General features: G+C 66.6%; 18 protein-coding genes, 1 tRNA gene and 1 pseudogene. 10 read left to right on the forward strand and 10 right to left on the reverse strand.

Annotated elements, in window-relative coordinates; genetic code table 11:
- The gene (locus CE453_RS13635; protein ID WP_089175083.1) at nt 1–1173 is read right to left on the reverse strand and encodes an isovaleryl-CoA dehydrogenase; all 1173 of its coding nucleotides are present in this window, start codon (nt 1171–1173) and stop codon (nt 1–3) included.
- Between the two features lie 191 nt (nt 1174–1364).
- On the opposite strand from CE453_RS13635, the gene CE453_RS13640 reads away from it, so the two are divergent.
- The 3 genes from CE453_RS13640 to CE453_RS13650 all read left to right on the forward strand — a co-directional run bounded on the left by CE453_RS13640 (nt 1365) and on the right by CE453_RS13650 (nt 4362).
- On the forward strand, nt 1365–1631 hold the full coding sequence (locus CE453_RS13640) for a metal-sensing transcriptional repressor (RefSeq protein ID WP_248308062.1): 267 nt from the start codon (nt 1365–1367) through the stop codon (nt 1629–1631).
- A gap of 17 nt (nt 1632–1648) precedes the next feature.
- On the forward strand, nt 1649–2665 hold the full coding sequence (gene dmeF, locus CE453_RS13645) for a CDF family Co(II)/Ni(II) efflux transporter DmeF (protein ID WP_089175085.1): 1017 nt from the start codon (nt 1649–1651) through the stop codon (nt 2663–2665).
- An 83-nt stretch (nt 2666–2748) separates the two neighbouring features.
- Nucleotides 2749–4362, forward strand: coding sequence for a M14 family metallopeptidase (locus CE453_RS13650; protein ID WP_089175086.1), 1614 nt, complete (start codon nt 2749–2751; stop codon nt 4360–4362).
- 4 nt (nt 4363–4366) lie between these two features.
- On the opposite strand, the gene CE453_RS13655 is transcribed toward CE453_RS13650, so the two are convergent.
- From CE453_RS13655 to CE453_RS13675, 5 genes and pseudogenes are all read right to left on the reverse strand, one after another.
- Complete coding sequence (locus tag CE453_RS13655; RefSeq protein WP_089175087.1) at nt 4367–5359, reverse strand: CorA family divalent cation transporter; 993 nt, start codon at nt 5357–5359, stop codon at nt 4367–4369.
- Between the two features lie 91 nt (nt 5360–5450).
- On the reverse strand, nt 5451–6416 hold the full coding sequence (locus tag CE453_RS13660; protein ID WP_089175088.1) for a glycoside hydrolase family 25 protein: 966 nt from the start codon (nt 6414–6416) through the stop codon (nt 5451–5453).
- Nucleotides 6417–6823: 407 nt separating this feature from the next.
- Nucleotides 6824–7573 (reverse strand): annotated as a pseudogene (locus tag CE453_RS13665) (glycoside hydrolase family 25 protein); the annotation flags it as partial.
- Between the two features lie 174 nt (nt 7574–7747).
- Nucleotides 7748–7832 (reverse strand) — tRNA-Leu (locus CE453_RS13670).
- 124 nt (nt 7833–7956) lie between these two features.
- Nucleotides 7957–8226, reverse strand: coding sequence for a FliM/FliN family flagellar motor switch protein (locus CE453_RS13675; protein ID WP_248308063.1), 270 nt, complete (start codon nt 8224–8226; stop codon nt 7957–7959).
- A 135-nt stretch (nt 8227–8361) separates the two neighbouring features.
- Here CE453_RS13675 and lipB point away from each other — a divergent pair, with 135 nt between their 5' ends.
- The 3 genes from lipB to CE453_RS13690 all read left to right on the forward strand — a co-directional run bounded on the left by lipB (nt 8362) and on the right by CE453_RS13690 (nt 11057).
- A complete protein-coding gene (gene lipB, locus CE453_RS13680; protein WP_089175091.1) occupies nt 8362–9066 on the forward strand; it encodes a lipoyl(octanoyl) transferase LipB in 705 nt (234 codons plus the stop codon).
- 70 nt (nt 9067–9136) lie between these two features.
- The gene (locus tag CE453_RS13685; RefSeq protein WP_089175092.1) at nt 9137–9337 is read left to right on the forward strand and encodes a hypothetical protein; all 201 of its coding nucleotides are present in this window, start codon (nt 9137–9139) and stop codon (nt 9335–9337) included.
- Nucleotides 9338–9449: 112 nt separating this feature from the next.
- Nucleotides 9450–11057, forward strand: coding sequence for a carboxyl transferase domain-containing protein (locus CE453_RS13690; protein WP_089175093.1), 1608 nt, complete (start codon nt 9450–9452; stop codon nt 11055–11057).
- Between the two features lie 31 nt (nt 11058–11088).
- Here the strand turns inward: CE453_RS13690 and CE453_RS13695 are convergent, their stop codons facing one another.
- The gene (locus CE453_RS13695) at nt 11089–11478 is read right to left on the reverse strand and encodes a DUF1801 domain-containing protein (protein ID WP_089175094.1); all 390 of its coding nucleotides are present in this window, start codon (nt 11476–11478) and stop codon (nt 11089–11091) included.
- A gap of 153 nt (nt 11479–11631) precedes the next feature.
- Between CE453_RS13695 and CE453_RS13700 the strand changes: the two genes are divergently transcribed.
- The 4 genes from CE453_RS13700 (at nt 11632) to CE453_RS13715 (ending at nt 16276) form a co-directional block, all read left to right on the forward strand.
- Nucleotides 11632–12525 carry a dienelactone hydrolase family protein gene (locus CE453_RS13700; protein WP_157733034.1) on the forward strand — a complete coding sequence of 298 codons (894 nt, stop codon included), beginning with the start codon at nt 11632–11634 and terminating at the stop codon, nt 12523–12525.
- Nucleotides 12526–12646: 121 nt separating this feature from the next.
- Nucleotides 12647–13408, forward strand: a complete 762-nt coding sequence (locus tag CE453_RS13705; protein WP_089175095.1) for an SDR family oxidoreductase — start codon at nt 12647–12649, stop codon at nt 13406–13408.
- Nucleotides 13409–13544: 136 nt separating this feature from the next.
- On the forward strand, nt 13545–14258 hold the full coding sequence (locus CE453_RS13710; protein ID WP_089175096.1) for a cation efflux transmembrane domain-containing protein: 714 nt from the start codon (nt 13545–13547) through the stop codon (nt 14256–14258).
- A gap of 32 nt (nt 14259–14290) precedes the next feature.
- Nucleotides 14291–16276, forward strand: a complete 1986-nt coding sequence (locus tag CE453_RS13715) for an acetyl-CoA carboxylase biotin carboxylase subunit (RefSeq protein WP_089175097.1) — start codon at nt 14291–14293, stop codon at nt 16274–16276.
- 15 nt (nt 16277–16291) lie between these two features.
- Here the strand turns inward: CE453_RS13715 and CE453_RS13720 are convergent, their stop codons facing one another.
- The 3 genes from CE453_RS13720 to CE453_RS13730 are packed head-to-tail and all read right to left on the reverse strand — an operon-like array spanning nt 16292 to nt 18290.
- The gene (locus CE453_RS13720) at nt 16292–16609 is read right to left on the reverse strand and encodes a hypothetical protein (protein WP_089175098.1); all 318 of its coding nucleotides are present in this window, start codon (nt 16607–16609) and stop codon (nt 16292–16294) included.
- A gap of 55 nt (nt 16610–16664) precedes the next feature.
- Entirely contained in the window at nt 16665–17516 is an 852-nt protein-coding gene (locus tag CE453_RS13725) for an aminoglycoside phosphotransferase family protein (RefSeq protein ID WP_089175099.1), read from the reverse strand.
- Nucleotides 17517–17522: 6 nt separating this feature from the next.
- Nucleotides 17523–18290: an SDR family NAD(P)-dependent oxidoreductase gene (locus tag CE453_RS13730; protein ID WP_089175100.1), complete on the reverse strand. Its 768-nt coding sequence runs from the start codon at nt 18288–18290 to the stop codon at nt 17523–17525.
- Between the last annotated feature and the right edge of the window lie 20 nt (nt 18291–18310).

Here is an 18310-nt window from a genome sequence, read left to right on the forward strand (position 1 = left end):
TCACTTCGTCTTGTTGAACAGCTCCCGCCCGATCAGCATGCGGCGGATCTCGCTGGTGCCGGCGCCGATCTCGTAGAGCTTGGCGTCGCGCAGCAGGCGGCCGGTCGGATAGTCGTTGATATAGCCGTTGCCGCCGAGGAGCTGGATCGCATCGAGCGCGACCTGCGTCGCCTTCTCGGCCGCGATCAGGATGGCGCCGGCAGCGTCCTCGCGGGTGGTCTCGCCACGGTCGCAAGCCTTGGCGACGGCGTAGACATAGGCGCGGCAGGAATTCATCGCGACATACATGTCGGCGACCTTGCCCTGGACAAGCTGGAACTCGCCGATCGACTGACCGAACTGCTTGCGCTCATGGACATAGGGCATGACCACGTCGAGCGCCGCCTGCATGATGCCGAGCGGGCCGGCTGCCAGGACGACGCGCTCATAGTCGAGGCCGGACATCAGCACGTTGACGCCGCGCCCGACGGTCCCGAGCACATTCCCCTCCGGGACCTCGCAATCCTGAAAGACGAGCTCGCAGGTGTCCGAGCCGCGCATGCCGAGCTTGTCGAGCTTCTGATGGGTCGAGAAGCCCTTCATGCCCTTCTCGATCAGGAAGGCGGTGATGCCGCGCGGGCCGGCTTCCGGATCGGTCTTGGCATAGACCACCAGCGTCTCGGCGATCGGGCCGTTGGTGATCCACATCTTGTTGCCGTTGAGGACGTAGCGGTCGCCCTTCTTCTCGGCGCGGGTGCGCATCGAGACGACGTCCGAGCCCGAACCCGGCTCCGACATGGCGAGCGCACCGACATGCTCGCCGGAGATCAGCTTGGGCAGGTATTTGCGCTTCTGCGCCTCATTGCCGTTCCGGCGGATCTGGTTGACGCAGAGATTGGAGTGGGCGCCGTAGGAGAGGCCGACCGAGGCCGAAGCGCGCGAGACCTCCTCGACCGCGATGCAGTGCTCGAGATAGCCGAGGCCGGTGCCGCCATACTCCTCCTCGACCGTCATGCCGTGCAAACCGAGCGCGCCCATCTCCGGCCAGAGGTCGCGCGGGAATTGGTTGCTCTTGTCGATCTCCTCGGCGCGTGGGGCGATCTTCTCCTGCGCGAAGGCATGGACCGTGTCGCGGATCGCATCGGCAGTCTCGCCGAGATCGAAATTGAAGGGGCGCGGCGCGTTGGCAAGCATGGCGGAACCTCCCAGGTCATTGGGAGCGAGGCTCCCTTGCCGTTGTTATAGCCGGGCCGATGCGTGCGCGTCAGTGTGCAGGCGCGCCCGACGCGGTTTGGCGTCGACGCCGCAGCTGCGGGCGGCAATCGCAGGTGAGGGTTGGAGAAGTCCTATTGCTCATATCCTATCCAGGGGGATAGGATATGAGCATGAGTCATGCAATGGATCCCGATATCATCAACCGCCTGCGCCGCGCGCAGGGGCACCTCGGCACCGTGGTCGGCATGGTCGAGGCGGGCAGGGCGGTTCCAGAGGTGGTGCAGCAGCTTCAGGCCGTCGAGAAGGCGCTGGCGAAGGTCAAGGAGCTGCTGATCTTCGATCACATCGAGCATCACCTCTTCGACCATGCGGAGACCGCGACGCCCGAAGCGCGGCGCATGATCGAGAGCCTGAAGGCTCTCACCAAATATCTCTGACCGCCCGGAGCAAACCGATGTCGGCTGCAAACAGCTTTCCCGCCCAACACCAGCACGTCTTTCTCGGAAGCGAGCACGATCGCCATGAGCGGCGCACCTGGCTCGTCGTCGGCCTGACGACGGTGATGATGGTGGCGGAGATCGTCGCTGGCACCGTCTTCGGCTCGATGGCGCTGATGGCCGATGGCTGGCACATGTCGACCCATGCGGCGGCACTCGGCATTGCAGCCTTCGCCTATCGTTTCGCACGGCAGCATGCGCATGACCGCCGTTTCAGCTTCGGGACGGGCAAGCTCGGCGATCTCGCGGCCTTCGCCAGCGCCTTGCTCCTGATGTTCATCGCGCTGGCTGTCGCGGGGGAGTCGGCGCTGCGGCTCTATACGCCGATCGCGATCGATTTCACCCAGGCGACGGCGATCGCGGTGCTCGGACTCGCGGTCAATCTGGTGAGCGCCTGGCTGCTCAGGGGCGAGCATGGCCATCATCATGGCCACAGCCATGGCGGCACCGGGCACCGCGGCCACGACCACGCGCACGACCACGACCACGACGATCATGATCATAGTGACCATCACCACGGCCACCATTCTCATGGCGGGCATGGCGCCGATACCAATCTGCGCGCGGCTTATATGCATGTCATCGCGGATGCCTTCACCTCGGTCCTGGCGATCGCGGCGCTGCTCGGCGGGCGGTATTATGGCTGGGTCTGGCTCGATCCGGTGATGGGTATCGTCGGCGCCGGCGTGATCGCCCATTGGTCGATCGGCCTGCTGCGCAGCTCGGGGGCCGTGCTGCTCGACACCGTGCCGGACGAGACGCTGGCGGAGCGGATCGGCGAGCGGCTTGCCGCTGAGGGGGCAGAGGTCGCCGATCTCCATCTCTGGCAGGTCGGGCCCGGCCATCGCAGCGCCATTGTTTCGATCGTCACTGGGGAGCCCAAGCCGCCCGCGACCTACAAGGCCCTGCTCGCCGACCTCCCGACGCTGTCCCATGTCACCATCGAGGTGAATGCGCGTCCTCTCGCGGCCTGAACGACGTCCGGCAGCGCAGGACATTGCAGGCCGCTCGCGAGCGGATTTAGGGTAGCGCTTCAATCGCCAGGCGGGAGCGCACCATGAACGGTCGGAACATTCTCGCAGCCGGTCTCGTCGTTGCGCTTGGGGGCGCAGCCCTGGCGCAGTTCAAGCCGGAGAGCGCCTATCGCGAGAGCCCGGAAGTCGCGGAGCATTATCCCGACCCGCAGGTCGCCTTCACGACGCCCGCCTTCGCGCCCGGCAAAGCCGATTTCACCAGCCAGGCCGAGATGATGGCGTTCCTGACGGCGCTCGCGGCCCGAGCGCCGCAGATGACGTTGTCGATCGTCGCCAAGAGCCAGGAAGGGCGCGACATGCCCGCCCTGGTGTTCACGCGCCATGGTCCCGATACGGTCGGCAAGGGGCAGAGACCGGTGGTGATGCTGATCGGCCAGCAGCACGGCAACGAGCCGGCAGGTGGCGAGGCGATGCTCGTGCTGGCCGAACGGCTCGGTGCCGGGAATCTCGCGCCACTGCTCGACGCGATCGACGTGGTCATCATCCCGCGCGGCAATCCCGACGGGGCCGATCGCTTCCGCCGGGCGCTCAGCAACGGCATCGACGCCAATCGCGACCATACCCAATTGCGCACGCCGGAAATCCGGGCGATTGCGGAACTCTTCACACGCTACCGCCCGGACATCCTGCTCGACTGCCATGAATTCACCGTCGCCGGGCGCTGGGTCGAGAAGACCGGCGGGCTGGTCAGGATCGACGGGATGATCCAGGCCGCGACGGTGCCGAACCTCGCCCCGGCACTGAAACAGGTCCAGGACGATGTCGTGCTGCCGGCGCTGCGTTCGGCCTTCGAGGCCGCGGGTGTCACCTATGATTGGTACCACACGACCGACGGTTCGAATCCGGCCTCGCCGGTGGCGATGGGCAGCATCGGCGCGGATACCGGGCGCAACATCGCGGGCTTGCGCAATGCGGTCAGCCTGCTGCTGGAGACGCGCGGCGTCGGCATCGGCCGTGCGCATCTGGGCCGGCGCGTGCAGGCCCATGTTGTCGCTTCCGAGGCGATGATGAAGCTCGCGGCGCAGCGGCCCGACGATATCCTCACGGCGACGCGCAAGGCGGAGTCCGAAGTCACGGCGATCAAGCCGGGAACGCCCTTCATCGTCACGGCCCGGCAGAAGCCTGAGCAGCGCACCCTGACCTTCATCGATCCGGCGACGGGCCAGGATCGGCCAGTCGAGGTGAAATGGCTGTCATCCCTCGATATCGAGCCCGTGCTGATGCGCCCGCGGCCGGCGGGCTACGTGCTGCCGGCGAAGGCCGGCGCTGCGATCGAAGCTCTGCAACGCCTGGGGTTGAAGACGGAGACGGTCGCAAAAGCCGCGACGGTGCCGGGAGAGCGCTACCGGGTCGTCAAGGTTGAGCTTGGTGCCAAGGAGGACGGGCGCGGCGACGACACCGGAGCCGGGCAGATCGTGAAGGGCAGCTATGCGACCGAGCCGGCCTCCGTCGAGCTGGCGCCGGGCGATGTCTATATCGGCCTGGACCAGCCATTGGCGGCACTGCTGCCGGTGATGCTGGAGCCGGAAAGCCAGACCGGGCTTGCGGCCAACAAGGTGCTGCCGGTCGTGGAAGGCGGCGTGCTCGACGTCGTCCGCATCACCGAGCGGCCGGCGGCGGCGCTCGCGAAGCCTTGACGGTTCAGCTTCCGATCACGCCCCGGCGCCGTAGCAACACGAGGGTCAACAGGGCCGCGGCGACGCAGGCCAGCGTGACATAGAACGCACCGGCATCGGCCTCGACCCAGGGCAGGCCCTTCACGTTGATGCCGAACAGGCCGGTGATGAAGGTCGCCGGCAGGAACAGCGCCGTCAGGATCGAGAGTACGTAGAGCTGGCGGTTGGTGCGATTGGCGGAGCGGGCGGCGATCTCGTCCTGCAGCAGCCGCGCCCGGTCCTGGACCGACTGGACGTCGTGGTGGAGCGTGTCGATCCGCTGCAGCAACCGCGCCGCCGTCGCCCTGACGGCATCGGGCGCGCTGCGGCCGGACTGGGTTTCGGCGAAGCGGCGGAACAGCACGTGCAAGCCGCTGAGCTGGCGGTGCTGCCGGACGGCGATGCGGCGGATTGCACCGACACGCTGCGGGCCATCATGCAGCCGATCGAGGAGGATCTGGTCCTCGACGCTGTCGGTCTCGTCGATAAGGCGCACGACGCTGTCGGTGAGGTCGTCGATGATGTACTCGATGATCTGCTCGAAGAGCGCGCTCGGGCTTTCGGCCGGCTCGCCCCGGTTGAGCGCCTCGGCCGTCATCCGGATCGAATGCAGCGCCTCGCGCCGGCCGGTGAGCAGGAACCGGTCGGCGACGATCCAGCGCAGCGCGCCGACCGTGTCGGATTTCTCGCCGATGCTGCGGATCAGGTCATGCGATACGCCCCAGGCGAGCTGGGCCGAGTGGTCCAAACGCTGATGCGTCTCCTGCGAGAGGAAGACCTCTTGTGCCGTATCCGGCAGGGCCTGCTCGGCGATCCAGCTCTGCGCGCGGGTGTGGACCAGATCGAGATGCAGCCAGACGAAGCCTTCGCCCGGGGCCAGATCGGGCAGCGTCTCGCGCGGAATCAGGCTGGGGCGCCCCTCCTCGTCGAAGCGATAGGCCCAGATGACACCGGATTGGGACTGCAGGTCGATCGGCATCGTCGCTCGTCTGAATCGCCACGGCACCGCGGCGCGGCGTGCACAGGGCTCCGCCGATATGACGAGGACGTGACAGCCGGCTTCGTTTCTCTCAGTTGCGCCTGAGCGAACCGGTGGTGCCAACGTCGCGGTTGTCGGCGGTGTGCGAGGGGATCCGGCCGGGCGGAACGAATCTCAGCCTGGTGCCGCCGGCCGCCTTGGGTGCGCGCAAGCCGGCCGGCGTTGGCGGCGGCGTCCGCACCGCGACCTTCGGCTCGCCGCCGTGCCATTTGCGCGAGCCGATGTCGAACCGGCCCTGACGCCAGGCCTCGAACTCCCGTTCGCTGCCGAAGAAGGCATTGCGGTCGACATGGCCCACGATGCCGGGCACGCGGCCGGTCGTCGTGAACTGCCAGAACTCCCAGCGGTCGCGCGCATAGCGTTTCGCCAGCGGCGCGGCCGTCGAACGCAGCCAGTAGGGGTGATCGTTGAACGCCCCCTCCAGCACGTCCTCGTGGAAATTGATGTCAGTGTAGATGATCGGCTTCTTGCCGGTGTGCTCGCGCAGGGCCGCCATCATGATCCGGATCTTTTCCAGCGCATCCTCGCGCGAGACCCGGCGGGTGCATTGCGAATCGTTCTGCCATTCGACGTCGAGCACGGGCGGCAGGGCGTCGGGATCGCGCGGGATGTGCTTCTTGATCCAGCGCACCTGGTCCTTGGCCGGGCGGCACCACCAGACGAAATGATAGGCGCCGCGCGGGATGCCGTGCTTCTTCGCCTCGATCCAGTTGCGCTTGAAGTTGGGATCGACGTGGTCGCCGCCCTCGGTCGCCTTGATGAAGGCGAAGCGGGTGCCGGCATCCTTGACCTTCGCCCAGTCGATCTCGCCCTGCCAGCGCGAGACGTCGATGCCCTGAATGGCCTTGCGGCGCGCATCGCGCACGCCGTGATGCGGCGCACTGTCGCCCTTCTTCGGATAGAAGGCGGGGGCGGGCTCGGCCAGACAGGTGAGGGCAGCCAGAACGGCGAGGAGGCCGAGGCCTTTCTTGCTGCTGGTCAGCTGGCGCGCTGGCATGTGTTTCTCCCGCATCACAGGTCCAGATGCGGAGAGCGTGGTTAAGCGCTGGTTAGAATTGCGCGGCAGTCGAGGGATGTTTTTCAGCCTTGGTTAACCGGCTGAATGCGGGCGGTCCGAAACAGGCGCGACGGTGCCTTGCCGGGCCGGCTCCGGCCGCCCCGGAAACCGCTTCAGTCCTGGACGGCCTGATCGTCTAGCGGCTGGAAGGCGGAGGCCATGGGCGGCACGCTGCCAGGCAGGCGCGCGACCGGGACGTCCTCCAGATTCTCCCTCGGGACCGGCGCGGGAGCGGGCGAGAAGGGGCCAGGTGCCGCGGGCATCGGGACGGGCGCCGCCGGGGTCTCCTGACTCGGGCTCGGTTGCGGCGGCGACGGCCGGTGCCTCTCCCAGCGGCGGGTGGCGATGTCGTATTCGCCCTGCAACCAGCCGACGAACTGCTTCTCGCTGCCGAAGAAGGCGTTGCGGTCGACATCGCCACGGATGCCGGGGACCCGGGCCGTGGTGGTGAACTGCCAGATCGCCCAGGGACGATTGGCGTAGCGGGTCTCCGGCTTCGCTGCCGTCGAGCGGATCCAGTAGGGATAGTTGTTGAACTGGCCCTCCAGCACCTCCCTGTGGAAGGTGATGTCGGTATAGATCACCGGCTTCTTGCCGGTAAGCTGCTCCAGCTCCGTGAGCATGAGCTGGATCTTCTCCAGCGCCAGCTCGCGGTTGACCTTCTGCGGGCAGGTCTTGGAGTGGCCGTTCCATTCGACGTCGAGCACGGGCGGCAGGGCGTCGGGATCGTTCGGGATCTGCTGCTTGAACCAGAGCGCCTGCTCATGGGCCGGGCGACACCAATAGACGAAGTGATAGGCGCCGCGCGCGAGGCCCGCACGGCGTGCGCCTTCCCAGTTGCGCTGGAAGGCGGGGTCGACATGGTCGCCACCTTCCGTCGCCTTCATGTAGACGAAGCGGATGCCGGAGGCCTTCACCGAGGCCCAGTCGATCTCGCCCTGCCAGCGCGAGACGTCGATGCCATGGACGCCGTAGCTATGCGCCTCGGCGACGCCGGGATGCGGGCGCCGGTCGCCGGCGGTGTCGAGCGCCACGCAGCCGCCCAGAGCCGCAAGGGCGGCGGCAGCCAGAAAAGGCAGGAGGCGGATGCGTGACATGCGCGGAGATGTTCTCAAGGATCGGACGAGACAAGTTGATCGCCGATTTACGTTACCAAAGTTCTGACGCCTGTCAGCCAGGGGCGGTGCAGTTTGGCGCGAATCGCTGACGGAAGCCGGAAACGAGAACGGCGACCCGAGAGGGTCGCCGTTCTCTGGACTATCGTCCGAATATGGTGCGGTCGAGAGGACTCGAACCTCCACGGGTCTCCCCGCTACCACCTCAAGGTAGTGCGTCTACCAGTTCCGCCACGACCGCAGCTCTGTTCCGGTTGCGGGCGGTGCATCCGGTGAGCGGCGCCGATCTAGCAAATCGAATCCGCCGCCACAAGAGTGTCATTGTGGAAAAGCGAAGCCTTTCGTCTTTTCCTTGAAAAAGAGGCTCAGGCGGCCTCTGCGACGCTCTCGAGCGTGTAAACCGTGGGGCGCTTCAGCATCTGCGTGATCTCGACGGAGATGCGTGCGCCGCTGACGACGACGATTCCCTTGGCGAAGGGATGGTTGTTCGCGAGAATCTGGACCTCGTCCGTCTCGCTGGCATTGAGCTCGATGATGGCGCCGCGGCCGAGTCGCAGCAGCTTGTAGATCGGCATCCGGGTCTTCCCCAGCACGACGGTGAGCTCGACAGGAACGAGATCGAGATCGGTCTTCAAGTCCTGCCTCCGGAACCCTACTTCAGAATTGGACCAGCGAAACTTGCCTGTCCGTCGCTTTTGGGCGCAAGAGGCATCTCGATGATCGGCCGGATGCTTCCGGCCCGGAAAGCTTGAACGGAACATGGTTAAGCCATGGTGAAGATGCGTGAGGAACTCGCTGTCTCCTTCCTTCCGGAAGAAGGCTCCGAGCCGGTGGAATGGGTCGTGGCCGAAGGGCTCATCGGCTATGACGAGGCCGTGGCGGAGATGGAAGCGCGCGCCGCGCTGATCGCCGACGGTGAGGCGCGCGAGCGCGTCTGGCTGGTCGAGCACCCGCCGCTCTATACGGCCGGGACCTCGGCCCGCGACGAGGACCTGATCGCGCCGGAGCGCTTTCCCGTGTTTCGCTCGGGCAGGGGCGGGCAGTTCACCTATCACGGCCCCGGCCAGCGCGTGGCCTATGTCATGCTCGACCTGAAGCGGCGCCAGCCGGACCTGCGCCGCTTCGTCGCCGCTCTGGAGGGCTGGCTGATCGGTGCGCTCGACGATTTCAACATTCGCGGTGAGCGGCGCGAGGATCGCGTCGGCGTCTGGGTGCGCCGGCCCGAACGCGGCGCGGATGTCGAAGACAAGATCGCCGCCATCGGCATCCGCGTGCGCCGCTGGGTCTCGTTCCATGGCATCTCGTTCAACGTCGATCCCGACCTCTCGCATTTCGACGGCATCGTACCCTGCGGCGTCAGCCGCCACGGCGTGACCTCGCTCGTCGATCTCGGCCTGCCGGTGACGATGCCGGAGGCTGATTCGGTGCTGCGCGAGGCGTTCGAGCGGGTGTTCGGCCCCACGATTCCCGCCTGATTTACGCTTCGTTAGCCATGCCGAACCCATCCTCGCCTTTCGGGGACTGGGCTGAAGCATGGGGATGACAATGCGTGCTTTTCTTCTGGCCGGGAGCCTCGCCATCGGGCTCGCAGCCTGCAACACGACCGAGCAGCGCATCGCCGGGGCGGCTGCCGGCGCGGGCGCCGGGGCGCTCGTCGGCGGGCCGATCGGCGCGGTGGCCGGTGGAGCGATCGGTGCCGTCGCCGCGCCGTCCGTGACCGGATCGATCAACAAGACCAGCGAGTGACCCGTTTTCGCGGCGCGGAATTGCCCGGTTGCATCCGGGCTTCCGTGCCGGTTGGCGTTTTCGGCGGGGCGCGCCATAACCTCGACGGAGATTGTCGCCGAGGGAGCGCGCCGTGCCGGTCATCGAAAGCAAGGTCGATCTGAATTCGGCCGAGACGCGTGCCAATGCCGAGGCCTGGGCCGGGCTGCGCCAGGAACTGCAGGAGCGGCGCGCCACCGCCGCACTTGGCGGCAATGCGCGTTCGCGCGAGCGCCATACGGCGCGCGGGAAGCTGCTTCCCCGGGAGCGCGTGCTGCGCCTGACCGATCCCGGCTCGCCCTTTCTCGAGATCGGCTCGCTCGCTGCCTTCGATATGTATGAAGGAGATGTTCATGCCGCCGGCATGATCGCCGGCATCGGCCGCGTCGCGGGGCGCGAATGCATGATCGTCTGCAACGACGCGACGATCAAAGGCGGCACCTATTATCCGCTGACGGTGAAGAAGCACCTGCGGGCGCAGGAGATCGCGCGTGAGAACCGCTTGCCCTGCATCTATCTCGTCGATTCCGGTGGCGCGAACCTGCCGCACCAGACCGAAGTCTTCCCCGACCGCGAGCATTTCGGCCGCATCTTCTACAACCAGGCGACGCTCTCGGCCGAGGGGATTCCGCAGATTGCAGTGGTGATGGGCTCCTGCACCGCCGGCGGCGCCTATGTGCCGGCGATGTCGGACGAGACCATCATCGTCCGGAAGCAGGGCACGATCTTCCTGGGTGGACCGCCGCTGGTGAAGGCTGCGACCGGCGAGGTCGTCTCGGCCGAGGACCTCGGTGGCGCCGATGTCCATGCAAGGCTCTCCGGCGTGGCGGACCATTATGCCGGCGACGACACCCATGCGCTGGCAATCGCGCGGCGCATTGCCGGCAATCTCAATAGCGTGAAGCGCCCGGATATCGACATCGCCGAGCCGGTCGAGCCGCTCTACGATCCGGCCGAGCTCGAAGCCGTCGTCCCGACCGACCTCAAGAAGCAGTACGACATCCGCGAGGTGATCGCGCGGCTGGTCGATGGCTCGGAATTCGACGAGTTCAAGAAGCTCTACGGCACGACGCTGGTGACGGGCTTTGCCCGGATTCACGGCATCCCGGTCGGCATCATCGCCAATAACGGCATCCTGTTCTCGGAAAGCGCGTTGAAGGGCGCGCATTTCATCGAGTTGTGCTGCCAGCGACGCATTCCGCTGCTGTTCCTGCAGAACATCACCGGCTTCATGGTCGGCCGCGACGTCGAGACGCGCGGCATCGCCAAGGACGGTGCCAAGCTCGTCACGGCGGTCGCCTCGGCGCGGGTGCCGAAGATCACGGTGCTGGTCGGCGGCTCGTTCGGCGCCGGGAATTACGGCATGTGCGGCCGGGCCTATTCGCCGCGCTTCCTCTTCACCTGGCCGAATTCGCGCATCTCTGTCATGGGCGGCGAGCAGGCGGCGAGCGTGCTCGCGACCGTGCGCCGCGACAATATCGAGGCCGAGGGCAAGAGCTGGCCCGCGGCGGAGGAGGAAGCCTTCAAGGCGCCGATCCGCAGCAAATACGAGGAAGAAGGCTCGCCCTATTTCGCGACGGCGCGGCTCTGGGACGATGGCATCATTCTGCCCTCGGAGACGCGGCGCGTGCTGGCGCTGGCCTTCTCGGCGACGCTCAACGCCGAGGTGCCCGAGACGAAGTTCGGCGTGTTCCGGATGTGAGGTCGCTCGCTGCTGTCGATCGCTCGCGTGGCTATTTGCGCGAGCGCGATGCGGCGTTGAGTGTGGCGGCTGCACGGACCAGGGCTTTCAGCGCATCGGCGTCGATCGTCTCGCCTTCGCGGATGTCGATCGCGCGCCGGGTGTTGCCTTCGAGGCTAGCATTGAACAGGCCAGCCGGATCCTCGAGCGCGGCGCCCTTGGCGAAGGTGAGCTTCACGACGGCCTTGTAGGTTTCGCCGGTGCAGATGATGCCGTCATGCGACCAGACGGGCACGCCGCGCCATTTCCATTCCTCGGCGATGGCGGGGTCGGCCTGCAGGATCAGCCCGCGCAGATGGGAGAGCGTCTCGCCGCGCCAGTCGCCGAGCTCCGCGATGCGCCCATCGATCAGATCCGAGGCATTGGTATCCGATTGCGGCATTGGCTTTCTCCTTGATCGCTCGCCGGCAAGCTGCCGTGTGGCGAGGGCGGTAGCAAGCCTTCACGCCACTGTGACCCTCGCGACGGCATTCCGACGCTTGGCAGATGCGCGCCGGCACCGCAGTCTCCCAGCTTCCAGCAAAGGAGCGCAGCCATGTCCGCATCGACCAAGACCGCTGCAAGGGAAGCTCTCGAAGGGCTCGACGGATTGGTGAGCGAACCGTTCTCGCGGCGCGGCTTCGTGATGACCGGGCTGATCAGTGGTTTCACGCTCGCGACGACGGTCGTTCACGGCCAGACGATCACAACGGACAGCAAGGGGCTCGTCGCCGGCGAGGTGAAGATCCCGACCGCGGATGGCGATCTGCCGGGCTACCGGGCCATGCCGGAAGGCACGGGGCCGTTCCCGATCGTCCTCGTCGTCGAAGAGATTTTCGGGGTCCATGAATACATCAAGGATATCTGCCGGCGCTTCGCCAAGCTCGGCTACTGCGCTGTGGCGCCGGAGCTCTATGCCCGGCTCGGCGACCTTTCCAAAATGACCGACGCGCAGGTCATCGTGCGCGACGTCATCTCGAAGGCGCCGGACGCCACGCTCCTCTCCGACCTCGATTCGACAGCGAAATGGGCAGCGAGCCAGTCCAGGGGCGATGCTGCGCGGCTGGGTATCACCGGGTTCTGCCGGGGCGGGCGGGCCGTCTGGCTCTATGCCGCGCATAACCCGCAGCTGAAGGCCGCGGTCGCCTGGTACGGTCCGCTCGGCGGCAACCCCACGGCTATCCAGCCCAAGACGGCCGCCGAGGTCGTCGGCGATCTCAAGGCACCGGTTCTCGGCCTCTATGGCGGGGCGGACACCGGTATTCCGGTTGCCAGCGTCGAGAAGCAGCGCGATGCCGCCAAGGCGGCCGGGAAGACCGTCGAGGTCGTGATCTTTCCGGATGCGCCGCACGGTTTCCATGCCGATTACCGGCCAAGCTATCGCAAGGCCCAGGCTGAGGATGGCTGGGCACGGATGCTGGCCTGGTTCAAGCGCTACGGCGTGGCCTGAGGCATCCGGACTCCCCGCGGCGGGCGCCGGCAGGGTTTGCGTCGGCTGCTCTTCCTTGTCGCGCGACCGCGCTTATGCTTTTGGTCGAAACGATTGAATGTCCAAAAGCGCGAGGAAACGCATGGCAAGCCACGACAAGGTCGCGATCATCACCGGTGCCGGTTCGGGCGTCGGCCGGGCGGTCGCCATCGCCTTCCTGAAGGACGGCTATCGCACCGTGCTGGCCGGGCGCCGGGCGGATGCGCTGGAGGAGACGATCGCGCTCTCCGGCGTGGACAAGGGCCGTGCCCTCGCGGTGCCGACGGACGTCACCGACAAGGCCTCGGTCGAGAACCTGTTCGCGAAGACAAGGCAGGCCTTCGGCCGGGTCGACGTGCTGTTCAACAACGCCGGCGTCAACGCGCCGGGCGGCGTGATGCTGGAGGACCTTTCGCTGGAGGATTGGCAGAAGGTTGTCGACACCAACCTGACCGGCCCGTTCCTGTGCACGCAGGAAGCCTTCAAGGCGATGAAGGCGCAGGAGCCGCGCGGCGGGCGCATCATCAACAACGGCTCGATCTCGGCGCAGGCGCCGCGACCGAACTCGGTCGCCTATACCGCGACGAAGCATGCGATTTCGGGCCTGACCAAGACCGCCTCGCTCGACGGGCGCAAATACGACATCGCCGTCGGCCAGGTCGATATCGGCAACGCGCTGACCGACATGGCGAGGAAGATGACCACCGGCGTGCCGCAGGCCGATGGTTCGATCAAGGTCGAGCCGGTGATGGATGTCGACCATGTCGCCTCGACCGTGCTGCACATGGCCGGGCTGCCGCTCGACGCGAACATCCTCTTCGTCACGGTGATGGCGACCAACGCCCCGCTCGTCGGGCGCGGCTAACTCAGCCCTTGCCAGTCATCCCGGGCGGAGCGAAGCGTAGACCCGGGATCCATGCCTGAGCTTTGCGGGTCTGTGCTCAGGCATGGATCCCGGACCGGCGCCGCTATGCGGCTTGTCCGGGATGACAGGAGCAGGGATGGCTGAGGCGTGGCAAGACGTGGATGGTCGGGACAAGCCCGACCATGGCGGGGAAGGCGGAGCGGCCACTCCAAGCCTCGCCGTCGCCCGCGCCTATACGCTGACGATCTGGGGCATTGCGCTAGGGATCCTGATCCAGGCGGTGGCGACCGTCGCCTGGGCGCTCGCCGTCGGCAATGCCCAGCTCTTCAAGGATGGTGTCGACTGGGTCTACGACGTTGCTCTCTATGGCATCGCAGCGGTTGTTTTCGGCCGCGATGCACGGGCGGAACGGCTCGCGGCCGTCGCGATCGGCGCGGTGATGGCCGTCGCCGGGTTTCATACCCTCTACGATCTCCACGACAAGATCCTCAATCCGCGGCCGATCGAGGTCTGGACGCTCGGCTTTGCGGCTGTGAGTGCCATCGTTATCGCCTTCCTCGTCGTCGGTGCGCTCTGGCGCTTCCGGCGCGAGGACAATCCGGTGATCAAGGCGACCTGGCTGTCGAGCCGCAACGACACGATCTCGACGACCGGCTTCGCGCTGGTCGGGCTCGCCGCGCGCATCGCCCCCGTGCGCTGGCCGGAATATCTGTTCGACCTTGTGGTCGCCGGGATCTGCTTCCAGGCAACATGGGCGATCTGGCGCTCGCTGCGACGAAGCGCGGCCCCGGAAGCATCCCAAACCGGTTTGCGCAACAAGGCGCAGACAGGAGCGACGGGCGGGTTATAAAGACGGCAGGTTTTTCAGGGATGCCGCCGCCCATGACGATCGCCGCCAAGCTGCCTTCCATCCTGATCGCCAATCGCGGCGAGATCGCCTGCCGGGTCATCCGCACTGCGAAGCGGCTCGGCCTGCGCACCATCGCGGTCTATTCGGATGCCGATGCCGAGGCGCTGTTCGTGCAGATGGCCGATGAGGCCTATCATATCGGCCCGGCGCCCGCCCGCGAGAGCTATCTCGACGCCGACAAGATCCTTGCAGTCGCGAAGGAGGCCGGCGCCGCCTGCATTCACCCGGGTTATGGCTTCCTCTCGGAAAATCCCGAATTCGCTGATGCCTGCGCTGCGGCGGGCATCGTCTTCGTCGGGCCGCCGGCCTCCGCCATCCGGGCAATGGGGCTGAAGGACGCTGCCAAGGCGCTGGTGGAGACGGCGGGCGTACCAGTGGTGCCGGGCTATCACGGCGCCGAGCAAGGCGCCGATTTCCTTCGCGGTGAAGCTCGGCGCATCGGCTACCCTGTGTTGATCAAGGCGGTCGCGGGCGGCGGCGGCAAGGGTATGAAGAAGGTCGATCGGCCCGAGGATTTCGATGATGCGCTGACCAGCGCCCAGCGCGAAGCACAGAACGCCTTCGGCGATGCTCGCGTGCTGATCGAGAAATACGTGCTCTCGCCGCGCCATGTCGAAATCCAGGTGTTCGGCGACAGCCACGGCAATGTCGTGCATCTCTATGAGCGCGATTGCTCGCTGCAGCGGCGCCATCAGAAGGTGATCGAGGAAGCGCCGGCGCCCGGGATGACGGACGCGGTGCGCGCCGCCATGGGCAAGGCCGCGACGGAGGCGGCGAAGGCAGTCGGTTATGTCGGGGCCGGCACGGTCGAGTTCATCGCGGACGGGCGTGACGGTCTCAGGGCCGACCGCTTCTATTTCATGGAGATGAATACGCGGCTTCAGGTCGAGCATCCGGTGACGGAAGCGATCACGGGGCTCGATCTCGTCGAATTGCAGTTGAAGGTCGCCGCCGGCGAACTGCTCGGCTTCACGCAAGCCGACGTCAAGGCGAAGGGGCACGCCGTCGAGGCGCGGCTCTATGCGGAGGATCCGGAAAAGGGCTTCCTGCCTTCGACCGGCAAGCTCTGGGCATTGAGCTTCCCGCACGGCGAGGGCGTCCGCATCGATACCGGCGTCGAGGCCGGCGATACGGTGACACCCTTCTATGACCCGATGATCGCGAAAGTGATCGCCCACGGCGCAACCCGCGACGAGGCGCTCGACCGGCTCGGCGCAGCGCTAGGCGAGACGATCGTCGCAGGTCCGCGCACCAATCTCGCCTTCCTCAAGAAGCTGACCGAGGCAGAAGGCTTCCGGAAGGGGCCGTTCGACACCGGTTTCATCGACCGCAACATCCAGGCGCTCGGCGCCGAGCCGCAGCCGCTCGATGCGGCGGCGGTCGCGGCCGCCGCCCTGCAGCTCGAGGAGGAGCGGCAGGAGATCGGGATGGTCGAGGCCGCAGGCCGCGCGGAAGGCGAGGCGCGCTCGCCCTGGCTCGATGCCGATGCCTTCTCGCTAATGCCGCGCCAGCCGCTCGGCCTGCCGCTGCTGGTCGATGGCGAGCGGGTCGAGGCCAGGATCGAATGGGACGGCGAGGATGCACGCGTCAGCCTGCCCGGCCACGAGATCGGCGAGGGCGAACATGAGGTTTCGCTGGCGGAAGGCGAGGGCGGCGTCTGGTATGCGCTGCATCGCGGTCGGCAGACCGCTGTGTCGCTATTCGATCCGTTCAGCGTCGACCTCGACGCCGCGGCGGGCTCCGGCGGCGTGGTCAAGGCACCGATGCATGGCAAGCTCGTCGCGCTCTTCGTGGCGCCGGGCGAGGCTGTGACCAAGGGCCAGCGTCTCGCCATTGTCGAGGCGATGAAGATGGAGCATGTGCTGACCGCCCCACGCGACGGCACGGTCAGCGAAGTCGTCGGCGAGCCCGGCGCGCAGGTGGCGGAAGGCGCGAAGGTGGTCGTGCTGGGGGAATGATAGGCAGGGCTGCGATCAGGGCCTGAACTGGTAGCGCTGGCCCTGTGCGTTGATCAGGTAATAGTTTCCCGCATCCTTGACGATCTTGTCACAGCGCGCCTGGCCGGCGTCAAAATCGACGCAGATCCGCCCGTTGTCGATTCTGTACTTTCCCGAATTTCCGCCGTTAAAGGTATATCGTCCGTCGGCGCTGTAAGAGGCCGTCGATGTTCCGATGCCGATCGACTTTCCAACGACGAGTTTCTGAAGTTCAGCTTTCGGAACGGGTTTGTCTGCCGCGTAGGTGGAGCCGCACACAAGCATTGCGGCCGTCAGAGCAAGAGGACGCATCATGGATTATGATCATTACCTAAGGTAAGGTAAAAATCTATCTAAATCCGAGACCGTGTCAATCGCGAGCAGCGTGGTCGCCGAGCGCCGCGGCGGCCTTCTCGAGAACGGCGAGGTTGATCTCCGCCAGCGGGTCATCCTCCGCGAGGAACCAACTGGCCGAAAGGCCGCACCAGGCGATGATCCAGCGCAGCAAGCGGCGGCGCTCCAGTCCCGATTTCGCCAGCACGATCTCCAGGCGCCGCTCGAAGACGCCGGGCGCAACCGCGACCGGCGGCTCCGGATCGGCGAGATCGGGATCGCAGAACAGGATCGTGTATTCGAAGGCGCGGTCGCCGATCACGGATTTCGGATCGATGGCGAGCCAGCCGCGATCTTCGAAATCGAGGACGTTGTCGTGATGTAGATCGGCATGGAGCGGCAGGATCTCCTTCTGGGCCGGTAGGAGCGCATTCGCCTCCGCTGCGGCGCGGGCAAGGAGGCCGCCATGGGTGGCCGCTGCTGGGAAGAGGTCCTTGAACCAGATGTCGAGCGGGATCAGCCCGGCGGGCGCCGGGCCACGCAGCTTCTGTAGGGCCGTGACGGCGTCACATAGGATGGCGGTGGCTTCGTCGTCCCCCTCGGCACCGCTGCGGGCCATGGCCGCGAGCGAGCGCTGGCCGGTGGCGCGCTCGATCAGCATCGCCTCGCCGTCCTCTCCACGGGCGAGCAGGCGCGCGGCGCCGTTGCCGTTCCAGTATTCCAAAGGCAGGTAGCCGCGTCGCTCGTCCTCGACCTCCGGCAGCTTGAGCATCGCGGGTGCGCCGTCGCGCAGAACGGGCAGCAGATGGCTGGCATGGGTCCTGATCGGCAGGCCGTCTGCGACGAGACCCCAGCGGGCGAGCCAGGGTTCGAAAACCTTCCGGACCACCTGGCCTCATCCGCGGCCGATGATCGGGAACTGCTCGGCCTCGTAGATCTGGCCGGAAACCGGCGCGCTGTCGTCCGAGAGCCAGAAAGCGGTGTGGGCCGCGATCTCTGCCGGTTGCATGATCCGCCCGGTCGGAGCGTGGCGCAGCGGCACGTGGTTCTGCCAGCCGGGCGGCTGGCCTTCGCGCTGCTGGGTGGCATCCTCGTTGGCGGTCCAGGTCCAGCCGACGTTGAGCTGGTTGGCGCGGATATGCTCGGGGCCGAGCGTGTTGGCGAGGTTACGCGTCATCGTCATCAGCGCGCCCTTCGACATCGAGTAGACGGTCAGGTTCGAAAGGCCGCAATAGGCGTTGATCGAGCCGACGGTGACGATGGCGCCGGGCGATTTCTGCTTGCGGAAGGCGCCGATCGCCGCTTCGGCGCAGAGCAGCGGCGCGCGGGTGTTGATCGCGAACATATGGTCGAAGAAGGCGGCGGTGGTCTCGCCGAGAATGCCGCGCGGGTAGATGCCGGCGTTGTTGACGAGGCCATCGATGCGACCAAAGGCGGCGACCGTGGCATCGACGATGGCCTGTGCGGTCTCGGGATGGGCGAGGTCGCCGGTGGTGCCGCGCGTGGCCTCGCCCAGGTTGGCGACGGCGGCATCGACCTCGGCCTTGTCGCGGCCGTGGATGAGCACCTTCGCGCCCTCGGCGATCAGCCGTTCCGCCATCGCATAGCCGATGCCGGTGGAGGAGCCGGTGACGAGGATGACCTTGCCTGCAAGTCCGCGCATGATGAAACGTCCGTGGCCTG

It is taken from the genome of Bosea sp. AS-1, from assembly GCF_002220095.1.
In the GTDB taxonomy this organism is placed as follows: domain Bacteria; phylum Pseudomonadota; class Alphaproteobacteria; order Rhizobiales; family Beijerinckiaceae; genus Allobosea.